The sequence below is a fragment of the Piezobacter thermophilus genome, assembly GCF_055386745.1.
The window spans coordinates 1,823,670-1,841,844 of the sequence record NZ_AP042380.1 but is presented as its reverse complement, the minus strand read 5'-3'; the positions used below and the strand labels follow the sequence as shown (position 1 = coordinate 1,841,844).

Sequence of the window (18,175 nt, the reverse complement as noted above, 5' to 3'; positions counted from 1 at the left end):
CCGGCCAAGCTATAGTGGTCGGTGAATACATGCTCAGGGAAGCATCGCAGCGTCAAGGGCGCATGGCGATGGCGTCCGGCCTGCGGGTGGATGCAGCCGGGGCGCAGGCGGGCAACGGGACAGAAGCGAACAGGGGCAAGGCGGAATGCGCGGATTTCTGGGCGGTTTCATCCTGGGGGCGGTGACGGCGGTCGTGATCGCGGCGATGGCCCTGCTCGTGCAGCCGGCCCGGCAACCGGACGTGGCAAGCAGTGCGCCGCCGGAAGTGAGCACCCCGACCGGGGAGAAGGAGTCTTCGGTGCCGCGCGATGCCGGGCGCGATGCCGACCTTGTCGAAGCCATGCCCACGGCACCGGATACGGCCGAAAGCGCCGCCGACGACGCGCCGCCCGCGGTTGACGAGATCGACCGCCAGCAGGCCGGTCGTCCTTCTGCCGCCATTCGCACGGGCGATCTGCCGGAACCGGGCGAGGGCGGGGGCGGGCAGGTCGGCGCCGGACTGGCCGGTGCCACTGGTGCCACGACCGGGCCGGAGCCTGCGCCGGCGCCGGGTGGCGTGGTGCCGCCGAAGCCGCCCGAAGCCGAATCTGCTCCTGATCTTTCGGGCATTTCGAACCTGCCGGCCCGGCCTGCCGTTCCGGGCGTGGTGGAAATGCCCGGGCCGCCGCCCGCCGCGCCACCCGAACCCGACGCCGCGCCGGGCGTATCGGTGGATTCGAGGGTGGAGAAGGCCGGAGAAGGGCCGGATCTGTCCGCCCCCGCGCAGAGGATTGCCGGGCCGGGGGCGGAACCCGCCGCGGCACCGTCCGTCGATACCGAGGCTTCCTCGCAACCCGCGCCCGTACCCGCGCCGATGGCATCGGTGGCGGTGACCGAGGACAGCGGCCCGGTTGCGCCGACGGCACCGGCCGGGGGGACGGCCCGGCTGCCGAGTGCGCCTCCGGCGGCGCCCGTGGCCGGGGCCGGGGAAGAGCCGGCAGCGCCGGACGTGGAGCCTGCCGAGACGCCGGAGGAAAGCGGTCCGGCGGAGCAGGCCGGGCAGGGAGGCCCGCGTATTGCGGTGCTGCCGCGGGCGGGTGCTGGGACGCCAGCCAACGGCCGGCCCCGCGTCGGGGAACGGGTCGTGCCGCTGACCGAGCGCGACGACGAAGCTGCACAGCCCGAGGCCGAGCCGGAGAAGTCGCGCGTGCCGCCGATCGAGGCCTTTGCCGAACCGTATGACAATCCGCGCAACTTGCCGCTCATGTCGATCGTGCTGATCGACGATGCCGAGTCCTTCGGAGCCGAGGCGCTGGCCGAGTTTCCCTATCCGCTGACATTCGCGATCGATCCCACCGCGCCGCAGGCGGCGGAAAAGATGGCGCGGCATCGGGCGGCCGGGTTCGAGGTGGTTCTGCTGGCCGATCTGCCGAAGGGAGCTGCGCCCGAAGAGGCTGCGGCGCGGGTGGAATCGTGGCTGGCGCAGGTGCCCGAGGCGGTGGCGGTTCTGGAGGGAACGGTCACCGGCATTCAGGGAGATCGCGCGGTGGCCGAGCGGGTGACCGGACTGGTCCGGCGCAGCGGGCATGGGCTTATCCTGCAAAATCGCGGGCTCAACACGGTGCAGAAGCTGGCGGCGCGCGAGGGCGTGCCCTCGGCGGTGGTGTTTCGCGATTTCGACGGTGCGGGACAGAGCCCGGTGGTGATGCGGCGGTTCCTCGATCAGGCGGCCTTTCGCGCCCGCCAGGAGGGGGCGGTGATCATGCTGGGGCGGGTGCGGCCGGACACGATTTCGGCCCTGCTTCTGTGGGGGCTTCAGGACCGGGCGAGCCGGGTGGCGCTGGTGCCGGTGTCGGCGGTGCTGACCCGGAACGCGAAGTAGCGCCGGGCACGGGAGAGGGCGATATCGCGGCGGTCTTTCGCCCGCCGCGATGCCTCCGGCGGGAGTATTTTTTGCAAGAGGAAGAAGCCGGGCACGGTTCCGGCGTGTCGGGCAGGTCAGCCGTTGCCGCGCCCGGAAAAGCGCGCCGCGTCCGCCGCGGCCCGGCGGATGGCGTTCGACTTGTGGACGGTTTCCTGATACTCGGCCTCGGGGTCGGAATCGTGGACGATGCCGCCGCCGGCCTGGATGTAGAGCTTGCCGTTCATGGTGATGGCGGTGCGCAGGGCGATGCACATGTCCATGTCGCCGCCCGAGCTGAAATAGCCCACGCCGCCGCCATAGATGCCGCGCTTTTCCGGTTCCAGCTCGTCGATGATTTCCATCGCCCGCACCTTCGGCGCGCCCGAGACGGTGCCCGCCGGCATGCCCGCGAAGAAGGCGTCGAGCGCGTCCTTGCCGGGGGCCAGCTCGCCCACCACGTTCGACACGATGTGCATGACGTGGCTGTAGCGTTCGATGATGAATTTCTCGGTCGGACGCACGGTGCCGATCTTCGCCACCCGGCCCACGTCGTTGCGCCCCAGATCGAGCAGCATCAGGTGCTCGGCCAGCTCCTTGGGATCGGCGAGCAGATCGGCCTCGAGCGCGCGGTCCTCCTCGGGGGTGGCGCCGCGGGGGCGGGTGCCGGCGATGGGACGGATGGTGACTTCGCGCCCGAACACCCGGACGAGGATTTCGGGGCTTGCCCCGATCACCTGGAAGTCGCCGAAATTGAAGTAGAACATGAAGGGCGACGGGTTGGTGCGCCGCAGGCTGCGGTAGAGCGCGAAGGGCGGAAGCGGGAAATCCTGGGTCCAGCGCTGGGCCGGCACCACCTGGAAGATGTCGCCGGCGCGGATGTAGTCCCGCGCCTTTTCGACCGCCGCCATGTAGTCTTCTTTGGTGAAATTGCTGACCGGCGGGGAAACCTCGTGGGCGTCGCCCAGGTCGCGGCTTGTTCCCGGCAGGCCGCGGTCGAGGTCGCGCACCGCGTCCATCACCCGCTCGGCCGCTTGGGCGTAGGCTGCGCGCGCGCTCAGCCCGTCGCGCACCCAGGCGGGAGAGACCACCGTGACCTCGCCCCGCACCCCGTCCAGAACCGCCACCACCGAAGGCCGCAGCAGCAGCGCATCGGGCAGGCCGAGGGGATCGGGATTGACGTCCGGCAGCTGTTCCACCAGCCGCACCATGTCATAGCCCAAATAGCCGAACAGCCCGGCCGCCGCCTGCGGAAGATCGGGGGGCAGGTCGATCCGGCTCTCGGCCAGCAGCGCGCGCAGGTTGTCGAGGGGGTTGCCCTCCTGCATCTCGAACGCGTCCGGGTCGAAACGGGCCGAGCGGTTGAGCGACGAGCGCGCGCCCTCGCAGCGCCAGATCAGGTCCGGCTTCATGCCGATGATCGAATAGCGCCCGCGCACTTCACCCCCGGTGACCGATTCCAGCATGAAGGCGTCCTTCTGGGCGCCGGTCAGTTTCAGCATCAGCGAAACCGGCGTGTCGAGATCGGCCGCAAGGCGGGTATGGACGACCTGGTTCTGCCCCGCCTCCCAGGCGCGGGCGAAGGTTTCGAAATCGGGGATCAGGGTCATCGGCGTCAGCGGAAGTTGGCTTGGACGGCGTTGATGGCCTGGCTGTCCACGGTGGGGCGGGCCCGGATCTGCGCGTCGCGGACGAAGGCTTCGAACAGGGCCTGGCCGAGCTGCTGGTCGGCCTGTTGCGCCAAGGCGGTTTTCAGCGCGTTGAAATCCTCGGTCTCTTCGGGCGGCAGGGTCTCGTCGAGGCGGATGATGAAGAAGCGCTCCCCCGAGCCGATGGCGGCATATTCGCCCTTTTCCAGCTCGAACACCCGGTTCATGAAGTCCGGCGGCGTGCCCTCGATGAAGGCGGTCCGCGTCAGGCCGGTTTCGGCGATGGCGTCAAGACCCGCGGCGGCGAAGTTGCCGTTCTCGCGCAGTGTCGCGATCAGCTCTTCGGCGCGGGCGCGCAGGGCCTTTTCGGTTTCGGCCCGTTTCCACGCGGCGGCGATGCGCTCGCGCGCGGCGTCGAAGGGTTCGGGCCGGGTCGGCAGCACCTCGTCCACGCGCAGGGCGAACAGGCCGCCGTCGTCGAGGAAGGCGGCCTCGGGGTAGTCGTCGGGGCCAGCCTTCTCGGCCGCCTGGCGGAAGGCGTCATAGGCGGCGATGCCTTCGTCCGATTGCGCGGTCCAGTCGATCCGGCCCAGCTCCATCCCTTCCTCGTTGGCCAGATCCTCGAGCGTGGCGCCGCCGGCAAGAAGGTCGTTGATGGCCTCGGCGCGGGATTCGATCAGCCGCCGGGCGCGTTCGCCGGCCAGCTCGTCGCGCAGCTGGGCGGCAACCGATTCGAACGGGGTGGAGCGCGCCTCGAGCCGGCCGTTGATGCGGAACAGGGCCGGGCCAAGATCGGTGGCGATCGGGCCGACCACGGATCCGGTCTCGGCTGCGAATATCTCCTCGGCCCCCCGGTCGAGGTCGGATTTCTCGATATCGCCCATGTCCACGTCGCCCATGGCCAGGCCGCGTTCGGCGACCAGCGCCTCGAAGGTGGCCTCCCCCGCATCCAGCGCCGCCCGGGCCTGCGTGGCGGAATCCTCGTCGGGAAAGATCAGCCGTTCCACCAGGCGCCGTTCGGGCATGTTGTATTCGTCGGCGCGCGCCTCATACAGCTTGCGCACGGCTTCATCGTCGATCTGGACCTCGTCCATGACCATTTCCGGCGTCAGCACCGCATAGGTGATGCGTTTCGTCTCGGGCAGGGTGAACTGGTCGGGATTGGCATCATAGTAGGCGCGCAGATCGTCCTCGGTCGGGTCGGGGATCGGGCTTTCCAGCGCGGTGGCGGGCAGCGGCGCCCAGGTGAAGCTGCGCCGGGCCGAGATGTAGTCGGCCAGCGTGTCGGTCGCCACCGCCGGCATCTTCGCCCCGGAAACGATCGCGCTCTGGACCAGGGTGCGGGCGGCTTCGGCGCGCAGGTCGGCCTCGAACTCGGCTTCGGTCAGGCGCGCCTGTTCGAGCTGGAACTTGTAGGTTTCGCGGTTGAACCTGCCGTCCGGTCCCTGGAAGGCGGGCACGGCAAGGATTTCCTTCTGCAGGTTCTCGTCGCCGATGGACAGGCCGATGCGGTCGATTTCGTTGTCGATGGCGGCCAGTGTCACCAGCCGGCCCAGAACCGTCTGGTCGATGCCCAGTTCGCGGGCCCGGGTCATCGGCAGGGGCTGGCCGGTCTGGGCCTCGATAGTGCGGATTTCGCGCTGCAACTCGCGCGCGTACTGGTCGGTGGTCACGGTCCGCTCCCCGACCTTGGCGACGGTGCGTACCCCGCCCGACAGGTTCAGCGCGCCATAGCCGCCAAGCCCGGCGACCACCAGCACCAGCAGGATCCAGACGAAGGTTTTGGACAAGCTCTTGATTCTCGCGGCCATGATGCCCCCTTTGCGGCGGTCCCGCCCGCCGGTCTTTCCGCCGCCCTGCATACGACGCGGAAGAATGGGGGGCAAGGTCGGAAGGGCCGCGATCTCGTGCCGCCGGATGCGCCGGCGCGCCCCGCTCAGTCGGTGCCGCGATAGGGCTCCACGTATTGCAGCGCCATGTCCCAGGGGAAGAAGATCCAGGTATCCTGGCTAACCTCGGTAATGTAGGTATCCACCTGTGGCTTGCCCTTGGGCTTGGCATAGACGGTGGCGAAATGGGCCTTGGGGTAGAGCTTGTGGATCACCTCGAGCGTCTTGCCGCTGTCCACCAGGTCGTCGATGATCAGGATCCCCTCGCCATCGCCCATCAGCTTTTCGTCGGGCATCTTCAGCAGCACTGCGTCGGACTGCTTCTGGTGATCGTAGGACTTGATCGAGATGGTATCGACGGTGCGGATGTCCAGTTCGCGCGAGACGATCATCGCCGGCGCCATGCCGCCGCGGGTCACGGCGACGATGGCCCGCCACGCGCCGTTGTCGGGCCCTTGCCCGTCCAGACGCCAGGCCAGCGCCCGGGCGTCGCGGTGGATCTGGTCCCAGCTTATGTGAAAGCCCTTCTCGTGGGGCAGGCGGCCGGGGTCGCGGGGGGTGGTATCCCGGGTCATGGTTTTCAGTCCTGCACCTTGGTGATGTCCGGGGCGTCCACCGCCTTCATGCCGATGGCGTGATAGCCGGCGTCCACATGGACCACTTCTCCGGTGACGCCGGCGCCCAGATCCGACAGCAGGAACAGCGCCGCCCCGCCCACGTCGTCGATGGTCACGGTCCGCCGCAGCGGCGAGTTGTACTGGTTCCATTTCATGATGTAGCGGAAATCGCCGATGCCGCTGGCCGCCAGGGTCTTGATCGGCCCGGCGCTGATGGCGTTGACGCGGATGCCGTCCTTGCCCAGATCCTCGGCCAGGTAGCGCACCGAGGCCTCCAGCGCCGCCTTGGCCAGGCCCATGACGTTGTAATGCGGCATGACCTTTTCGGCGCCGTAATAGGTCATGGTCAGCGCCGCGCCGCCCCCCTTCATCATCTTTTCGGCCCGCTGCATGATGGCGGTGAAGGAATAGGCAGAAATGTCCATGCTCATGCGGAAATTTTCCCGCGTGGTGTCCACATAGCGGCCGCGCAGCTCGTTCTTGTCGGAGAACCCGATGGCGTGGACCACGAAATCGAGGCCGTCCCAGCGCGCCCTGAGCGCATCGAACAGATCGTCGATCGAGGCGTCCTCGGCCACGTCGCAGGGCAGCACGATGTCGCTGCCCAGCTGGCCGGCCAGCGGCACGACCCGCTTCTTCAGCGCCTCGCCCTGGTACGAGAAGGCCAGTTCCGCCCCGGCATCGGCAAGGGCCCTGGCAATACCCCAGGCGATGGACTTGTTGTTGGCAAGCCCCATGATCAGGCCCCGTTTTCCGGCCATGAGCTGACTGGACATGCGCTTCCTCCGATCGGTGATCCGTGATCTGTGCTGGGCCCGACCATTAGGCGAAAGGCATTTGCCCTTCAAGGGCGCACGGCACTTGCCCGCGCATTGCGCCCGGCCTAGGGTCGGGCCAGCCACCGCCGGTGGCAGGCGACGGGGAACGGCACGGGGAACAGGCATGAGCGACCGAAGCGGGATATTCGCCGGCAGCGATCCGTTCGCGATCGCCCGGCGCTGGCTGGCCGAGGCCGAGGCGAGCGAGCCCAACGATCCCAACGCCATTGCGCTTGCCACGGTGGATGCCGAGGGCATGCCGAATGTGCGCATGGTGCTGCTCAAGGAGATCGAGGCCGACGCCTTCCTCTTCTACACCAATTACGAAAGCGCCAAGGCGCGCGAGCTGGACGGGGCCGGCAAGGCGGCCTTCGTGATGCACTGGAAATCGCTGCGCCGGCAGGTTCGGGTGCGGGGGCTGGTCAGCCGCGAAGACGGCCCCAAGGCCGATGCCTATTTCGCTTCGCGGTCGCTGAAAAGCCGGCTTGGCGCCTGGGCTTCGCACCAGTCGCAGCCACTGGCCAGCCGGTCGGCCCTGATGGCCGAGGTGGCGCGGATGACTGCACGATTCGGCACCAACCCGCCGCGTCCGCCCTTCTGGGGCGGCTACCGGCTGCGGCCGGTGGAAATCGAGTTCTGGGCCGACGGGGCGTTCAGGCTGCATGACCGGTTCGCGTGGCACAGGAGCGATCCGGACTCGGCCTGGGACGTGACGCGGCTCAGTCCGTGACGCCGCCGCGGGGCGCCCGGAACTGACGGGACGAAAATCGAATTTCCTCTTGAAATGCCATCCGTTTTAGGCGCAAGAGGGTTTCTTGGGGGATGGCATTGGGCAAGTGATCGGAAGTGGCTGAAGATCTCAATTCGTTGCACCATGTGCGTGGCGTGGTGAAGTGGTTCGATCCCGGCAAGGGATTCGGGTTCGTCGTGGCCGACACGGGTGGGCCGGATATCCTTTTGCACGTCAATGTCTTGCGGAATTTCGGGCAGAGCTCGGTCGCCGATGGCTCGATCATCGAGATCGTGACTGCGCGGACCAGCCGCGGCGTCCAGGCGGTGGAAGTCCTCAGCATCATGCCGCCCGATCGCGGCGAGGGCATGCCACTGGCCGATCTTGCCGGGCTGGATCCCGAGGATATCCGGGCCCAGCCGTTGCTGCCGGCGCGGGTGAAATGGTTCGACAAGGGCAAGGGATTCGGATTCGCCAACCTGTTCGGACGCCCGGAGGATATCTTCCTGCATATCGAGGTGCTGCGGCAGTCGGGCCTGTCCGACCTGCTGCCGGGCGAGGCGGTGGCGCTTCGCGTTCTGGAAGGCCGTCGGGGGCTGCTGGCGGCCGAGATACTGGCCTGGGAAGCGGCGGTGCCCCGTGATGCGGATTGAGCGCAGCCCCGCATTGCCGGGGCGCGTGGCCCTGGCCTTCGTCCTGGCGCTGGCAGGGGTGCTGTTTGCGGGCATGGCTCTGGCGGCGACGCCTTGCCGCGAGGACCGGGTGGAGTTGTCGGGGGCGTGGGGGCAGCTGGCCTTCACCGTCGAGATCGCCGATACGCCGCAGGCGCGGGCGCGCGGGCTGATGTTCCGCGAGAGCCTGCCGCGCGCGGCGGGGATGCTGTTCGTCTATGAAAAGCCGGGGCGGGCGTCGTTCTGGATGAAGAACACGCTCATTCCGCTGGATATGCTGTTCATCGACCGCACCGGGCGGGTGACGCGCATCTCCCACATGGCGCAGCCGGGCGACCTGCGGCCGATCGACGGGGGCGACAACGTCTTCGCGGTGCTCGAAATCAACGGCGGGCTGGCCCGGCGCTACGGAATTACCGAAGGCACGCTGGTCCGGCATCCGGTTTTCGCCGAAGGCCCGGCGGCCTGGCCCTGTTAGGGGTTTTCAAACGATTGCCGCCCGGCTAGACAGGCGCACGGTCCGGGACGTGGCGCAGTCTGGTAGCGCACCTGTTTTGGGTACAGGGGGTCGTGAGTTCGAATCTCGCCGTCCCGACCACTTTCCCGCCGTGAATCCCTGAGCCGCGAACCCCTGATTCGTCCGCGCCCATGCAGCGGGTACGTGTCATGGCTTTGCCCGTCCGAATCACGAATCGCCCGCCCCGCCTGCCGGCGCCGGGGTCGCGACGCGTGCCGGGGCGTTTGCGGTATCACCTCCGGTAAATCCCGCAGAATCCGCAAAACAGGGCATTTTCCATTGCCCGGCCGCCCGGCGCACCACCCCCCGGCGGCCTGTGGATGAATCGCCGCCCGCCGATCGCCCCTGTGGCCGCTGTGCCAGTCAACAGAAAAGAGTCTGCCGACAGGGTAAAAAATCCGTTGCCAACTATGGGATCATACGCCAGATTGTGTCTGCCGGTGACGTCGCCACTACATCTGGTGTTGAGGCCCAGGGTGCGGCGGGACATGGCGGGAAACACATCACGCTGAATTCAAGGCGCGCACGCCGTCAGGGCGACCCGCGGTCGGGTCGTTGCGGGGATGTCTTTTCCGCCGTTGAGGCCGGTTGCCGGGCGACGAGGGCGCCCGGAATGCGGGGGCAAGAGCCCCGGACACGGGGGACAAGACATGCTGGGACAGAGGCAGTGACATGAAGATTGAAAGAAAGTTCACCGAGGCAGGGAAGGACGCATATGCGGGGCTGGAGTTCGTCACCACCTCGTCCGAGATCCGCAACCCGGACGGCACGGTGGTGTTCAGGCTGGATGAAATCGAGGTTCCCGCCGGCTGGAGCCAGGTCGCCAGCGACGTGATCGCGCAGAAGTATTTCCGCAAGGCCGGCGTTCCGGCCCGGCTGAAGAGGGTGCGGGAAAAGGGCGTGCCCGAATTCCTGTGGCGCTCGGTCCCGGCCGACAAGGATGTCGCGACCGGCGGCGAAACTTCGGCCAGGCAGGTGTTCGACCGGCTTGCCGGCGCCTGGGCCTACTGGGGCTGGAAGGGGGGCTATTTCTCCTCCGAGGAGGACGCGCGCGCCTATTACGACGAGATGCGCCACATGCTGGCCACCCAGCGCGCCGCGCCCAACAGTCCGCAATGGTTCAATACCGGCCTGCACTGGGCCTATGGCATCGATGGCCCGGCCCAGGGGCATTCCTATGTCGATCATCGCTCCGGCAAGCTGGTGAAGTCGAAATCGGCCTATGAGCATCCCCAGCCCCATGCCTGCTTCATCCAGTCGGTGAAGGACGATCTGGTCAATGACGGCGGCATCATGGATCTGTGGGTGCGAGAGGCGCGCCTGTTCAAGTATGGCAGCGGCACCGGCACCAACTTTTCCAGCCTGCGGGCCGAGGGCGAGCGCCTCTCGGGCGGCGGCAAGTCGTCGGGGCTGATGGGCTTTCTGAAGATCGGGGACCGCGCGGCAGGCGCCATCAAGTCCGGCGGCACCACCCGGCGCGCGGCCAAGATGGTGATCGTCGATGCCGACCACCCCGATATCGAGGAGTTCATCAACTGGAAGGTGCTCGAAGAGCAGAAGGTGGCCAGCCTGGTCGCCGGCTCGAAGATGCACGAGAAGAAGCTCAACGCCATCTTCAAGGCCATCGGCCAGTGGGACGGGGCCGAAGAGGATGCGTATGACCCGGCGAAGAACGCGGCGCTGAAGGCGGCGATCCGGGATGCCAAGCGCAACATGATCCCGGAAACCTACATCAAGCGCATCCTCGACTATGCCCGCCAGGGACACACGGGGATCGAGTTTCCCACCTATGACACCGACTGGGATTCGGAGGCCTACAACACCGTTTCGGGGCAGAATTCCAACAACTCGATTCGGGTCACCAATGCCTTTCTCGAAGCGGTGAAAAAGGATGCCGACTGGCCGCTGATCAACCGCGTTGACGGCAAGGTGGCCAAGGTGGTGCGCGCCCGCGCGCTGTGGGACCAGATCGGCCATGCCGCCTGGGCCTGCGCCGATCCCGGCATCCAGTTCCACGACACCATCAACGAATGGCACACCTGCCCCGAGGACGGGCCGATCCGGGCCTCGAATCCGTGCTCGGAATACATGTTCCTCGACGATACCGCCTGCAACCTGGCCTCGATGAACCTGCTGGCGTTCCTCAAGGGCGGCCGCTTTGATGTCGAAGCCTACATGCATGCCACGCGGTTGTGGACGCTGACGCTGGAAATCAGCGTGATGATGGCGCAGTTCCCCTCGAAGGAGATCGCCCGGCGCTCCTACGACTACCGCACGCTGGGGCTGGGATATGCCAATATCGGCGGGCTGCTGATGAACCTCGGGATCCCCTATGACAGCCCGCAGGGCCGGGCCATGTGCGGGGCGCTGAGCGCGATCATGACCGGCGTGGCCTATGCCACCAGCGCCGAGATCGCCTCGGAACTGGGGCCGTTTGCCCGCTTCGAGGCCAATCGCGAACACATGCTGCGGGTCATCCGCAACCATCGCAACGCCGCCCACGGCGCATCCGACGGCTATGAAGGCCTGTCGGTGAAGCCGGTGCCGCTGGATCACGCCAACTGCCCCGATCCGCGCCTGGTCGATCTGGCCATGTCGGCCTGGGACGAGGCGCTGGCCCTGGGCGAGGCGCACGGCTTCCGCAACGCCCAGGCCACGGTGATCGCGCCCACCGGCACCATCGGGCTGGTGATGGACTGTGACACCACCGGGATCGAGCCCGATTTCGCGCTTGTGAAGTTCAAGAAGCTCGCAGGCGGCGGCTATTTCAAGATCATCAACCGCAGCGTGCCGGCGGCGCTTGAAAAGCTGGGCTATTCCAGTGCCCAGATTGAAGAGATCGTTTCCTACGCGGTGGGGCACGGCACCATCGGCAACGCGCCGGGGATCAACCACACCACGCTGGCAGCAAAGGGCTTCGGCCCGGCCGAGCTGGAAAAGATCGACGCGGCGCTGGGGCAGGCCTTCGATATCCGCTTCGTCTTCAACCAGTGGACGCTGGGCGAGGAATTCTGCCGCGACGTGCTGAAGATCCCGGCCGAAAAGCTGAACGATCCCACTTTCGACATGCTGCGGCATCTGGGCTTTTCCCGCGCCGAGATCGATGCCGCCAACGACCATGTCTGCGGGACCATGACGCTGGAAGGCGCGCCGCATCTGCGGGTGGAACATTACCCCGTGTTCGACTGCGCCAACCCCTGCGGCAAGAAGGGCCGGCGCTTCCTGTCGGTGGAAAGCCACATCACCATGATGGCGGCGGCGCAGAGCTTCATCTCGGGCGCCATTTCCAAGACCATCAACATGCCCAACGATGCCACCATCGAGGACTGCCAGAAGGCCTATGAGCTCAGCTGGTCTCTGGGCACCAAGGCCAATGCGCTCTACCGGGACGGCTCCAAGCTTAGCCAGCCGCTGGCGGCGGCCCTGGTCGAGGATGATGACGAGGCGGCCGAGGTTCTGGAAAGCGGCACGCCCGCCGAAAAGGCGACCACCCTGGCCGAGAAGGTGGTCGAGAAAGTCGTCATCAAGGAAATCATCCGCGGCCACCGGGTGAAGATGCCGCATCGCCGCAAGGGCTATACCCAGAAGGCGATCGTGGGCGGCCACAAGGTCTATCTGCGCACCGGCGAATACGAGGATGGTTCCCTTGGCGAGATCTTCATCGACATGCACAAGGAGGGCGCCGGTTTCCGGGCGATGATGAACAACTTCGCCATCGCCGTCAGCGTCGGGCTGCAATACGGCGTGCCGCTCGAGGAATTCGTCGATGCCTTCACCTTCACCAAGTTCGAACCCGCGGGCATGGTGCAGGGCAATGACAGCATCAAGAACGCCACCTCGATCCTCGACTACGTGTTCCGCGAACTGGCGGTGTCCTATCTGGACCGCACCGATCTGGCCCATGTGAAGCCGCAGGGCGCGACCTTCGACGATCTCGGCCGCGGCGAAGAGGACGGCGTGTCCAACATCCGGGAATTGTCCGAAAGCGCCGCCTCGCGGTCGCTGGAGGTGCTCAAGCAGATCAGCTCTTCGGGCTATCTGCGCAAGCGCCTGCCGCAGGAGCTGGTGGTGCTTCAGGGCGGGCAGGGGGCGACTTCGGCGGCGCTGGAGGGCACTGCCGCCAGCCCCGAACCGGAACTGGTGGCGGTGGGCGCGGGCGGCGGCGCGACCGCGATCGATGCCCGCGTTCAGGCCCGCATACAGGGCTACGAGGGCGACCCCTGCGGCGAATGCGGCAACTACACGCTGGTGCGCAACGGCACCTGCATGAAGTGCAACACCTGCGGCGCCACCTCGGGCTGCAGTTGACGCAACCGCGCCAGAAATGGCGCGCTGATGTCCGGAACAGTTCGGCTTTCCGGGCCCGTCGAAACGGGGAGGGACGGAAATGCCCGGCCCTTCCCGCGCTGACCCCGGGGCGGGTGCGCTCGCCCCTCACGCCGGCCCGGCCGCAGGCAATGAACCTCCGGGCGGTAACCAACCGAGCCGGGACGGCGAAACTTCCACGGGGGGCACGATGCCCCCCGTTTTTTCCGTGGCGCCGGCCAGAGCATGTCGCGTTCATTCACATTCACACGACATGCTCCAACCCCTTGTTTTCGCATGTCCGAGAAGCTCGCAACCGGGTCCCGCTCTTGAGCGACATGCTATATGGCATTTTTCCCCGCGCCGGGGCAGTCTCGCCCCACATATGCAACCGGAGTCGCCCATGTCCGCCATCCGCATCCAGTATTTTTCCGACATCCTGTGCATCTGGGCCTATGTGGCCGAACGCCGCGTGGCGGAGCTTGCCACCACCTTCGGTGTCCGGGTCCAGATCGAGGCGCATTTCTGCAGCGTCTTTCCCGATACCCGGACCAAGATCGGGGTGAACTGGGCCGATCGCGGCGGTTACGAGGGCTTCAACCGGCACCTTTGCGAGGTCGCCGAAAAATTCCCCCATATCCAGCTGCATGACCGGGTCTGGCTCGAGGCCCGGCCGCCCACTTCGGCCGGTGCGCATCTCTTCGTCAAGGCGGTGGAAACGTTCGAAACACCCGAAGCCGGAACGCCTTATCTGGAACGGCTGTCCACCAGGGCCGCTTCGGCGCTGCGCCATGCCTTCTTTGCCGAAGCGCGCGACATTTCCGACTGGCGGGTGCAAGGCGCAATCGCAACCTCGCTGGGACTGAACCCCGAGGCCCTGCGCGAGCGCCTCGTCTCCTCCGCGGCCATCGGGGCGCTGGCGGCGGACCTGCATCTGGCCCAGCAGCAGAACGTGACCGGCAGCCCCACCTTCATCATGAACGAAGGCCGCCAGCGCCTGTTCGGAAATGTGGGCTACCGCCTGCTCGAAGCGAACGTACACGAACTTCTCCGCAACCCTGCGCGCGACGAAGCAAGCTGGTGCTGAACCGCCTTCCGCGGTTTGCGCATGCGCCCCCGATCTTTTTCTGGCTTCAAATATCCCGGGGGTGTGGGGGCAGAGCCCCAACGAAATACCCTACGAAATACCCGCACGGGTCACAACTTCACCCTGGCGCTCCGGAAGATCCGGTGCCCGCTCAGGCCGGCAGGTGAATTCGAAACCGCTCCCGGATGGCAGCATCGGTCCGGGCATCGAACCGGGCGGCGGGGCGTTCGGCAAGGATCGCCTCCTTTCTCGCCACTGCCCGGCCGATCGGGTCGGGACGGCCCTTTTCAACCCATTCCTTCGGCGAGCTGCGATCGGCGCAGACCGGATAGACATGGTCGGTCTGCATGCGCGCCAGCGTCTGCGCGGTGCCCAGGTAGTGCCCGCTGCCGGCAAGGCAGACCTCGGCAATCTGGTCGAGCGCCAGCGTCTCCTCGCTGACCTCGATTCCCCGCACGCAGCGCAGCGCCTGCCCGATCAGATCGTCGCCAAGGATCAGCGATTCATGGCAGAAGCCCAGAAGCGAAGCATGCATCCCTGCTGCCTCGTAGACCATGTTCAACCCGGCCAGCCCGGCCAGCACGTTGGAACACATCTGCTCCCACCCCGCCTGCATGTCGGGCAGCTTGGCATCGGCAATCCCCGCCGCCGCCCCACCGGGCAGACCGTAGAAATGATGCATTTGCGCGCAGCCGGCGGTCAGCAGCGCCTGTTCTCCCGATCCCCCGGTCATGGCGCCGCTGCGCAGGTCCAGCCCGAAAGGCCAGGTACCGAACACCACCGGATGCCCGGGCCGGACCGCATTCACATAGACCAGCCCGGCAAGACATTCGGCCACCGCCTGCACGATGGCCCCGGCAATGGTCGAAGGGGCGGTCGCTCCGGCCATGCCCGCAGAAAGCAGCAGCACCGGCATTCCGCCTTCGATGCAGCGTTCCATCACCAGGCAGGATTCGGTCGCGAATTTCATCGGTGGAACGACGAAGCAGTTGGAATTGCTCACGAAGGGCCGGGCGCGCCATTCCTCTTCGCCGCCTGCGATCATGTGCAGCATCTCCAGCCCGTCGGCCACGAAATCGGGGTCGCAGAACGAGGTGCCCACGTGCTTGGTTGTGCCGGCGCAGCATGCGTAGATGGTGTTGAGGTCCATCTCGCGGTTGTCGGCGATGTCGCGGGCCACCATGGGGCGCTGCACGAAGTGGATGTTGTCCAGCCGATCGGCGATGCGGGCGGCGTCGAACAGGTCGGCCAGCGTGCTGTCGCGGTAGTCGCCGGTCAACGCATCCACCAGGTGCACCGCGGCTCCGGCGGTGCCGAAATGCACCCGCGTGCCCGAAAGGTCGAGATCGTGCCGGCCGTCACGGCTGTACAGAACAACCTCGCGATTCGCCCGGGCTAGGGCGTCCTCGACCACAGCCCGCGGAAACCGGATGCGCCCGTCCTCGCCCTGCACGCATCCCCGGGCGACAAGGCGCGCAACACCGCATTCGGGGGCGTCGGCCAGCCCGATTCGTTCCAGCGCGTCGAGCGCGGCGTGATGTATGCGTTCCATGTCCCGCTCCGACAGCGGGCGGTATTGTCCGCCGCTCAGGCCGGGGCGAACGGGGCGCAGATGGTCGGGCAGGGCGCCTGCGCGCGCGGCCCGGCGGGCGGCGCGGCCGCCGCAGCGCGAGCGGGTGCGGGTCCGGTCTGTCATGTCTGGTTCCGATAAGATGTTCCGTCATTGGCGATTGGCCGGCGCCTGCGGGCCGGTGGGTTCTCAGACGGATGGCGGACGGCCCCGGGCGGCCCTGCCACGGGCGGCGCCGATGGTTCGGTCCACAAGAGTGATTCTCCACAGATCGCCCGGCATGTTCCGTTCCCGCGTCTTTCCGCGATCTCGCCAGCAATCGGCGCCCCGGTCTGTCCCGTTTGCGACGCGACGTCGGAAACCGGCATTGCCGCCGATCCCGGCCGGCTCCGCACCTGCCTGACAGAGATCAAGGACAGCCCTGCGGGGCGCGTGGCGAGTTTGCGTGACGGAGGGGAAAGCGGGGGATGCCCCAGAAACGAGAGGCGTGCCTCGCCAGCGGAGGGGAGATCATTGAAGCGATGGCTGTCGCTTTTGGCATCGGTGGCGTTCGCGGCGAGTCTAACGAGCGCCGGCGCCGAGGCGGGGCCGCAGTCGCCGCAAACGGGGGCTGCCATGCAACGACCGCTGCCGGCGGGGGCGGGGCCGTACCGATTTCCCTCGGGGTCCGGCCTTGCCCCCGCCAGTGGTATGTCCGCAGCGGGTCTTGCCGGTTTCATGCCGTGGCGGGCGCCGGACGGGCCGAAGGGCGATCTGTTCCGGCGCGACTCGGGCGCGATCCGGGCCGGTGACGGCCGGCAGGGCGGCGCGGCCTCGCGGATGGGCGGAGCGCGGCCCGGCCGGGCAGGGATGTTCGAAGGGCTGGGCGTGTCCCTCGGGCTGCTCGGCAGGCTGACTTTCGGGCAGGGCGGAATGCGGTACGAGTTCGGCGGGGGCGAGGGTTTGGGCCTGAACATTCACCGAAACCGCCTCGACCTTGGCGCCGCGCTGAAGTTCTGACGGCGCCAGCGGGCGGTGGCGGTGGTTCAGGTCCCTGTGCGCGCGGCGGCGAGCGATGCGGCAAATTCGCAGATTCTACCCAGCGCCTCGGCGAAGGCCTCATCGGCGATGGTCATGGCGACCCGGACATGCCCGGCTGCCGCGCGGCCGAAGCTCTCGCCGGGCATGACGGCGATCCGGTGCCGCTCCAGCAACTGGATGGCGAAGTCCTCGCCGCTCAGCCCGGTCGCGCGGATGTCGAGCATCAGATACATCGCCCCCTGGGACGGAATCGGGCGGACCGCGTTCTGGCGCGCGAGAATCTCCTGCGCCAGGCGGCGGCGGCGGCGGAAGGGGGCGGCGACCTCCTCTTCCAGCTCGCGTCCCGCATTCAGCGCGAAGACGGCTGCATCCTGGATGTAGCCCGGAACGCCGTAGGTGGTGTGCGTGGCCAGGTTGATCAGATGGGAAATCGCCTCTTCCGGACCGACGATCCAGCCGCAGCGCGACCCGGTCATGGCGTGGGACTTGGACATCGACCCCACCACCAGCGTGCGTTCGGCCATGCCCGGCAGGGCGCGGGGCGACAGATGGCGGCCCTCCCAGATCTGGGTGTCATACACCTCGTCGGAGATCAGCCACATCCCGCAGGCGCGGCAGACCGAGGCGATGGCTTCGAGGGTTTCGCGCCCATAGACCACTCCGGTGGGGTTGTTGGGGCTGTTGACCAGCAGCGATACCGCCCCATGCGCGGCAGCGGCCCGGTCGATTTCCGCCGCGTCGGGCTGAAAGCCGTTTTCCGGCCGGGCCGGCACCGCCACCGGGCGGGCGCCGACGCCGCGGATGGTGCCGGGATAGGTGGCATAGTAGGGGTCGATGAAAAGCGCCGCATCGCCTTCGTCGCAGGCCGCGTGATGGGCCGCGAACAGGCCTGCCTGGCCGCCGGGCGTGACCAGCACGTTGTCGCGGCTGGTGGGCACGCCGGTGCGCGCCTGCACCCGCTCTGCCACCGCGTCGCGCAGCTCGGGCGTGCCGGGCACCGAGGCATAGCCGGTATGCCCCCCCATGGCCGCCTCGTGCATCGCCTTCAGGATCGACGGGTGGGTGCGGATGTCGTGCTCTCCGATGGTGAGTTCGGTCACCGGCACGCCGTTTTCGATCATTTTTCGCGCGCGGTAGAAGACGCCCCATCCGTCGGACCCGCCGCCGGTCAGATGGGTGATGCGATGCGAAAGCCTCATGGTCGTCCTCGCGCACGGGGGTTGTCTGCCGGTCGAGAGGGGCAGAGCGGCCTTGATTCGTCAACATGCCCGCGCGGGGGCGCCATATCGCACTTGGCCCGGCCGCGCGCCCGTGCTAACAGCGGGGCATGACGAACCGCGCCTGCCACATTGTCGGCTGCATCATTACCTGCTGACCTTCTCGGGCCGGGCCGGTTTCCTTCGTTTTCTTCCCCGATCGAAAC

The 18,175-nt window shown here is 67.4% G+C and carries 13 protein-coding genes and 1 tRNA gene; 8 read left to right on the top strand and 6 right to left on the bottom strand.

What is annotated here, in order from left to right:
- Positions 1-145: 145 nt before the first annotated feature.
- Complete coding sequence (locus tag ACZ5CM_RS08950; RefSeq protein WP_464637780.1) at positions 146-1,861, top strand: divergent polysaccharide deacetylase family protein; 1,716 nt, start codon at positions 146-148, stop codon at positions 1,859-1,861.
- Between the two features lie 116 nt (positions 1,862-1,977).
- Here ACZ5CM_RS08950 and trpE read toward each other — a convergent pair whose 3' ends face one another.
- From trpE to fabI, 4 genes are all read right to left on the bottom strand, one after another.
- Positions 1,978-3,489, bottom strand: coding sequence for an anthranilate synthase component I (trpE, locus tag ACZ5CM_RS08945; RefSeq protein WP_464637778.1), 1,512 nt, complete (start codon positions 3,487-3,489; stop codon positions 1,978-1,980).
- Positions 3,490-3,494: 5 nt separating this feature from the next.
- Positions 3,495-5,339, bottom strand: coding sequence for a peptidyl-prolyl cis-trans isomerase (locus ACZ5CM_RS08940; RefSeq protein WP_464637776.1), 1,845 nt, complete (start codon positions 5,337-5,339; stop codon positions 3,495-3,497).
- A gap of 125 nt (positions 5,340-5,464) precedes the next feature.
- Positions 5,465-5,992 carry a xanthine phosphoribosyltransferase gene (gene gpt / locus ACZ5CM_RS08935; protein ID WP_464637774.1) on the bottom strand — a complete coding sequence of 176 codons (528 nt, stop codon included), beginning with the start codon at positions 5,990-5,992 and terminating at the stop codon, positions 5,465-5,467.
- Between the two features lie 5 nt (positions 5,993-5,997).
- On the bottom strand, positions 5,998-6,810 hold the full coding sequence (gene fabI / locus ACZ5CM_RS08930; RefSeq protein WP_464637772.1) for an enoyl-ACP reductase FabI: 813 nt from the start codon (positions 6,808-6,810) through the stop codon (positions 5,998-6,000).
- Between the two features lie 166 nt (positions 6,811-6,976).
- Here fabI and pdxH point away from each other — a divergent pair, with 166 nt between their 5' ends.
- From pdxH to ACZ5CM_RS08900, 6 genes are all read left to right on the top strand, one after another.
- Positions 6,977-7,582 carry a pyridoxamine 5'-phosphate oxidase gene (gene pdxH / locus ACZ5CM_RS08925; RefSeq protein ID WP_464637770.1) on the top strand — a complete coding sequence of 202 codons (606 nt, stop codon included), beginning with the start codon at positions 6,977-6,979 and terminating at the stop codon, positions 7,580-7,582.
- Between the two features lie 116 nt (positions 7,583-7,698).
- Positions 7,699-8,235, top strand: coding sequence for a cold-shock protein (locus tag ACZ5CM_RS08920; RefSeq protein ID WP_464637768.1), 537 nt, complete (start codon positions 7,699-7,701; stop codon positions 8,233-8,235).
- Entirely contained in the window at positions 8,225-8,731 is a 507-nt protein-coding gene (locus ACZ5CM_RS08915) for a DUF192 domain-containing protein (protein WP_464642555.1), read from the top strand. The genes ACZ5CM_RS08920 and ACZ5CM_RS08915 overlap by 11 nt, the downstream gene beginning before the upstream one ends.
- A gap of 43 nt (positions 8,732-8,774) precedes the next feature.
- Positions 8,775-8,851 (top strand) — tRNA-Pro (locus ACZ5CM_RS08910).
- 591 nt (positions 8,852-9,442) lie between these two features.
- Positions 9,443-13,078, top strand: a complete 3,636-nt coding sequence (locus ACZ5CM_RS08905; protein ID WP_464637766.1) for a vitamin B12-dependent ribonucleotide reductase — start codon at positions 9,443-9,445, stop codon at positions 13,076-13,078.
- A gap of 400 nt (positions 13,079-13,478) precedes the next feature.
- Complete coding sequence (locus ACZ5CM_RS08900) at positions 13,479-14,162, top strand: DsbA family oxidoreductase (RefSeq protein WP_464637764.1); 684 nt, start codon at positions 13,479-13,481, stop codon at positions 14,160-14,162.
- Positions 14,163-14,313: 151 nt separating this feature from the next.
- Here ACZ5CM_RS08900 and ACZ5CM_RS08895 read toward each other — a convergent pair whose 3' ends face one another.
- Positions 14,314-15,858, bottom strand: a complete 1,545-nt coding sequence (locus tag ACZ5CM_RS08895; protein WP_464637762.1) for a trimethylamine methyltransferase family protein — start codon at positions 15,856-15,858, stop codon at positions 14,314-14,316.
- Between the two features lie 564 nt (positions 15,859-16,422).
- Here ACZ5CM_RS08895 and ACZ5CM_RS08890 point away from each other — a divergent pair.
- Positions 16,423-16,731, top strand: coding sequence for a hypothetical protein (locus tag ACZ5CM_RS08890; RefSeq protein ID WP_464637760.1), 309 nt, complete (start codon positions 16,423-16,425; stop codon positions 16,729-16,731).
- Between the two features lie 26 nt (positions 16,732-16,757).
- On the opposite strand, the gene ACZ5CM_RS08885 is transcribed toward ACZ5CM_RS08890, so the two are convergent.
- Entirely contained in the window at positions 16,758-17,951 is a 1,194-nt protein-coding gene (locus tag ACZ5CM_RS08885; RefSeq protein ID WP_464637758.1) for a pyridoxal phosphate-dependent aminotransferase, read from the bottom strand.
- Positions 17,952-18,175: the final 224 nt, after the last annotated feature.

Coding starts and splice junctions, on each gene's coding strand:
- ACZ5CM_RS08950 (WP_464637780.1), top strand. CDS start 146: ATGCGCGGATTTCTGGGCGGTTTCATCCTGGGGGCGGTGACGGCGGTC.
- trpE (WP_464637778.1), bottom strand. CDS start 3,489: ATGACCCTGATCCCCGATTTCGAAACCTTCGCCCGCGCCTGGGAGGCG.
- ACZ5CM_RS08940 (WP_464637776.1), bottom strand. CDS start 5,339: ATGGCCGCGAGAATCAAGAGCTTGTCCAAAACCTTCGTCTGGATCCTG.
- gpt (WP_464637774.1), bottom strand. CDS start 5,992: ATGACCCGGGATACCACCCCCCGCGACCCCGGCCGCCTGCCCCACGAG.
- fabI (WP_464637772.1), bottom strand. CDS start 6,810: ATGTCCAGTCAGCTCATGGCCGGAAAACGGGGCCTGATCATGGGGCTT.
- pdxH (WP_464637770.1), top strand. CDS start 6,977: ATGAGCGACCGAAGCGGGATATTCGCCGGCAGCGATCCGTTCGCGATC.
- ACZ5CM_RS08915 (WP_464642555.1), top strand. CDS start 8,225: ATGCGGATTGAGCGCAGCCCCGCATTGCCGGGGCGCGTGGCCCTGGCC.
- ACZ5CM_RS08905 (WP_464637766.1), top strand. CDS start 9,443: ATGAAGATTGAAAGAAAGTTCACCGAGGCAGGGAAGGACGCATATGCG.
- ACZ5CM_RS08900 (WP_464637764.1), top strand. CDS start 13,479: ATGTCCGCCATCCGCATCCAGTATTTTTCCGACATCCTGTGCATCTGG.
- ACZ5CM_RS08895 (WP_464637762.1), bottom strand. CDS start 15,858: ATGACAGACCGGACCCGCACCCGCTCGCGCTGCGGCGGCCGCGCCGCC.
- ACZ5CM_RS08890 (WP_464637760.1), top strand. CDS start 16,423: ATGTCCGCAGCGGGTCTTGCCGGTTTCATGCCGTGGCGGGCGCCGGAC.
- ACZ5CM_RS08885 (WP_464637758.1), bottom strand. CDS start 17,951: ATGAGGCTTTCGCATCGCATCACCCATCTGACCGGCGGCGGGTCCGAC.